The sequence below is a fragment of the Nocardioides sp. NPDC057772 genome (genome assembly GCF_042798075.1).
Lineage (GTDB): Bacteria > Actinomycetota > Actinomycetes > Propionibacteriales > Nocardioidaceae > Nocardioides.
Genome location: NZ_JBHVKN010000286.1, coordinates 1 through 4,329, shown reverse-complemented (window position 1 = coordinate 4,329; position 4,329 = coordinate 1). Strand labels below are relative to the sequence as shown.

Genomic DNA, 4,329 nt, shown 5'->3' with positions numbered 1-4,329 from the left:
GCTCTGGCCCGGCGGGGGCGGGCTGATGTTCGGCCAGGTACGCAAGGACGGCGGCATCAAGAACACCGGTGTGTCCTCGGCCTACCTGATCACCGACGACCCCGACGCCGTCTTCGACAAGGCGGTCGCCGCCGGCGCCACCGTGGACCGCCCCATGGTCGACCAGGACTACGGCGGTCGTGGCGGCACGGTCATCGACCCGGAGGGCAACTCCTGGTCGTTCGGCAGCTACCAGCCTTCATGAGCGCGGGGCGATATCGCACAGCCTGGTCGCCGTCGGCGATAGCGCACCGAACCGCCTGAGACGAAGAGGGTCCGGCGCCGCCGACCCTTTAGCCTTGGACGCATGGAGAAGACCGGGGATGCAGGGGAAGGGCCGTCGACTCTGACCGGCCCGGTCGAGATCGTCGGCGTCGGGCTCCTGGGCACCTCGGTGGCGCTCGCCTGCGCGGCGGCGGGGCTCGACGTGCTCCTCAGCGACTCGGTCGCGAGCCACGTACGCACCGCGACCGGCCTCGGCGCCGGCCGTCGCCGCAAGCCCGGCGACACGCCGCAGGTGATCGTCGTCGCGGTCCCGCCGGTGCACCTCGGTGAGGTGATCACCCGAGCCCTCGCCGACAATCCCGACGCGGTCGTCACCGACGTCGGCAGCGTGAAGGCTTCGCCGCTGGCCTACGTGCGCGAGCACAGCCCCGGCGACGTACGCCGCTACGTCGGTGGCCACCCGATGGCCGGCAGCGAGCGGTCGGGCCCCCTGGCTGCGACCGCCACCCTGTTCGAGGGCCGGCCGTGGGCGGTCACCCCGCACGAGGACGCCGACCCGGTGGCGACCGAGCTCGTCGGCGAGCTCGCCGCGCTGTGCGGCGGCGTACCGCTCACCCTCACCCCCGAAGACCACGACCAGGCGGTCGCCCGCACCTCCCACGTGCCCCACCTGATGGCGGCGCTGGTGGCGGGCCGGCTCGCGGTGGCCCCGGAGGGACACCTCAGCCTCAGCGGCCAGGGCGTACGCGACGTGACCCGGGTGGCCGCCGGCGACCCGGGCCTCTACGGCCAGATCGTGGCCGGCAACGCCCGCGCGGTCACCGAGCTGCTCTCCGAGGTGCGCGCCCAGCTCGACGAGATGATCGCGGCCGTCGGCAACGGCGACGCGGCCGCCCTGGACGTACTCCTCAAGGAGGGCCAGGCCGGCACCCGGGCGATCCCCGGCAAGCACGGCCGGCCGCAGACGGCCCAGGCGACCATCTACGTCACCGTGCCCGACGAACCCGGCAACCTGGCCAGGCTCTTCGCCGATGCGGGGGAGAGCGGCGTCAACATCGAGGACGTACGCATCGACCACGACCCGGGCCGACCGGTCGGTGTCATGGAGCTGATCGTGGCCGCCGACGCGGCGGACCGGATGCAGGCGGTTCTGGAGTCTCGGGGATGGGTCGCTCACCGGTAGGCTCCCGCCCGTGAGCAGCAGCAACCCCTCCACCGACCCCGCCCGCATCGTCATCGCCGTCGACGGCACCTCCGGCTCCGGGAAGTCGAGCACCTCGCGTGGGGTCGCCGACCGTCTCGGGATGCGCTACCTCGACACCGGCGCGATGTATCGGGCGATGACCTGGTGGATGCTCAGCAACGACGTGGACGTGCACGACGCCGACGCGGTCGCCGCCGCGGCCGGCAAGCCGGTGATCACCTCCGGCACCGACCCGCTCGGCCCCACGATCGCCCTCGACGGCGTCGACGTCTCGGTCGAGATCCGCAGCGACAAGGTCAATGGCGCCGTCTCCCCGGTGGCCACCGTCCGTGAGGTACGCGCCCGCCTGATCGCCCTCCAGCAGCAGGAGATCGAGCAGGCGCTGGCCGCCGGCTCCGGCATCGTGGTCGAGGGTCGCGACATCGGCACCGCCGTGTGGCCCGCCGCCGAGCTGAAGCTGTACGTCACCGCCGACCCCGCCGCCCGCGCCGCCCGCCGCGCGGCGGAGGAGGGCGGCACCGACGCGGAGGCCGTCCGCGCGTCGCTGGAGAACCGCGACAAGATCGACTCCACCCAGGGCGGTGCGGTGGTGCCGGAGGGCGCCACCCACATCGACACGACGCCCTACACGCTGGAGGAGGTCATCGACCTCGTCGTCGACCTCGCCGAGAAGGCGGGGGAGTGAGCGACCTTCCGCGCACGGATGGGGTCCCGCATCCCAGCCGATGGCCGCTGAACCATCTCAACGGCCCGTCACGCTGGCTGATCCGGCGCCGCTACGACGTACGGTTGCACGAGACCGGCAACATCCCGACGTCGGGACCGGTCGTCTTCGCGTCCAACCACATCGGCATCATCGACGGTCCGCTCCTGGCGATCTTCACGCCGCGTCCCGTGCATGCGTTGACCAAGCTGGAGATGTTCGAGCACTGGTTCCTCGGGCCGTTCCTGCGCTGGGCGGGCCAGATCCCGCTCTACCGGTTCGGCAGCGACCCGGCGGCGGTGAAGATGGCGCTGAAGGTGCTGCGCGAGGGCAACGCGATGGGGATCTATCCCGAGGGCACCCGTGGCGCGGGCGATCTCGTCCGGTTCAACCGCGGCGCCGCCTATCTCGCCCTCGCCTCCGGCGCTCCGGTGGTGCCGGTGACGATGATCGGCAGCCGTGATCCGGGCGGCGGGGTCTCGTCGCTGCCGCACAAAGGTGCGCGCATCGACATCGTCTATGGCGAGCCTTTCCACGTCGAGCGCGTAGGCTGGCCGCGTACCAGGGAACAAGTCGGGCATGTCTCGGGTTTGCTCCAGAAGCACATGCAGGTCCAACAGGACCATGCCCTGGCGTTGACCGGTCGCGAACTGCCCGGTCCGCTACCTAGCGAGGAGAACAATGACTGACCCCGACGTTTCGTACGAGGACGTGCGAGACCTGACCGAGACTGACGAGACCCCGGCCGGGCCGCTGCCCGTCGTGGCCGTCGTCGGCCGCCCCAACGTCGGGAAGTCGACCCTGGTCAACCGGATCATCGGCCGCCGCGAGGCGGTCGTCCAGGACGTCCCCGGTGTGACCCGCGACCGGGTCTCCTACGACGCCGACTGGAACGGCAAGGCCTTCACCCTGGTCGACACCGGCGGCTGGGACCCCGACGCCCAGGGCCTGGCCGAGCGGATCGCGGCCCAGGCCGAGATCGCGGTCTCCCTGGCCGACGCCGTCCTCTTCGTGGTCGATGCGACCGTCGGCATCACCGACGCCGACGAGGCGGTCGTACGCATCCTGCGCAAGTCCGGCAAGCCGGTCGTGCTGGTGGCCAACAAGGTCGACGACATGCGCACCGAGGCCGAGGCGGCCGCGCTGTGGAACCTCGGGCTCGGTGAGCCCTGGCCTGTCTCCGCCCTGCACGGGCGCGGCTCGGGCGACATGCTCGACGCCGTCCTCGCCGTGCTGCCTGACCCGCCGCCGCTGCCCGAGGGCACCGAGATCGGTGGCCCGCGGCGGATCGCGCTGGTCGGCAAGCCCAACGTCGGCAAGTCGAGCCTGCTCAACAAGCTGGCCAAGGAGGAGCGAGCCGTCGTCGACAACGTCGCCGGCACCACCGTCGACCCGGTCGACGAGCTGATCGAGCTCGGCGGCCGCGAGTGGCGCTTCATCGACACCGCGGGCATCCGCAAGCGGGTCAAGGAGTCCAGCGGCCACGAATACTACGCATCCCTGCGCACCACCACCGCGATCGACCGCGCCGAGGTGGCCGTGCTCGTGATCGACGGCGGCGAGAAGATCTCCGAGCAGGACATCCGCATCCTGCAGACCGTCCGCGAGGCCGGCCGCGCGCTGGTGATCGCGTTCAACACGTGGGACCTCGTCGACGAGGACCGCCGCTGGCAGCTCGACCGCGAGATCGAGCGCGAGCTCGTCCAGGTGCAGTGGGCGCCGCGGATCAACATCACCGCGCGCACCGGCTGGCATGTCGACCGGCTCGTTCCCGCGCTCGACAAGGCCCTCGAGGGCTGGGAGACGCGGGTCGGCACCGGCGCGCTCAACTCGTTCCTCGGCCGCCTGGTCGCCGAGCACCCGCACCCGGTCCGCTCCGGCAAGCAGCCGAAGATCCTCTTCGGCACCCAGCCCTCGACCGCGCCGCCGACCTTCATCCTGTTCACCAGCGGCAAGCTCGAGGCCTCCTACGAGCGCTTCATCGAGCGCCGGCTGCGCGAGGAGTTCGGCTTCGTCGGCACCCCGATCGTGCTCCAGCAGCGGGTCCGGGAGAAGCGCAAGCGCTAGCTGTTCTGATCACGGACGTTAGGTACGGCGGGTCGGCTGGATCATGACGAAGACCTCCGGGTGAGGTGTGGAGCTACCACGCACCCACATC

At 71.4% G+C, this 4,329-nt stretch carries 5 protein-coding genes; all 5 read left to right on the top strand.

Features of this window, described 5'->3' with window-relative positions; translation table 11 throughout:
- Positions 1–244, top strand: a 244-nt coding sequence (locus ACFVJS_RS26330) for a VOC family protein (protein ID WP_378886515.1), incomplete at its 5' end; no start/stop codon positions are given.
- 102 nt (positions 245–346) lie between these two features.
- Entirely contained in the window at positions 347–1,447 is a 1,101-nt protein-coding gene (locus ACFVJS_RS26325) for a prephenate dehydrogenase (protein ID WP_378886513.1), read from the top strand.
- Positions 1,448–1,457: 10 nt separating this feature from the next.
- Positions 1,458–2,153, top strand: coding sequence for a (d)CMP kinase (gene cmk / locus ACFVJS_RS26320; RefSeq protein WP_378886511.1), 696 nt, complete (start codon positions 1,458–1,460; stop codon positions 2,151–2,153).
- Positions 2,154–2,257: 104 nt separating this feature from the next.
- On the top strand, positions 2,258–2,860 hold the full coding sequence (locus ACFVJS_RS26315) for a lysophospholipid acyltransferase family protein (RefSeq protein WP_378886509.1): 603 nt from the start codon (positions 2,258–2,260) through the stop codon (positions 2,858–2,860).
- Positions 2,853–4,238 carry a ribosome biogenesis GTPase Der gene (gene der / locus ACFVJS_RS26310; RefSeq protein ID WP_378886507.1) on the top strand — a complete coding sequence of 462 codons (1,386 nt, stop codon included), beginning with the start codon at positions 2,853–2,855 and terminating at the stop codon, positions 4,236–4,238. The genes ACFVJS_RS26315 and der overlap by 8 nt, the downstream gene beginning before the upstream one ends.
- The last annotated feature ends 91 nt before the right edge of the window (positions 4,239–4,329 follow it).

What these genes read in the sequence shown, in the direction of transcription:
- der (WP_378886507.1), top strand. Translation starts at nt 2,853, where the DNA reads ATGACTGACCCCGACGTTTCGTACGAGGACGTGCGAGACCTGACCGAG.
- ACFVJS_RS26325 (WP_378886513.1), top strand. Translation starts at nt 347, where the DNA reads ATGGAGAAGACCGGGGATGCAGGGGAAGGGCCGTCGACTCTGACCGGC.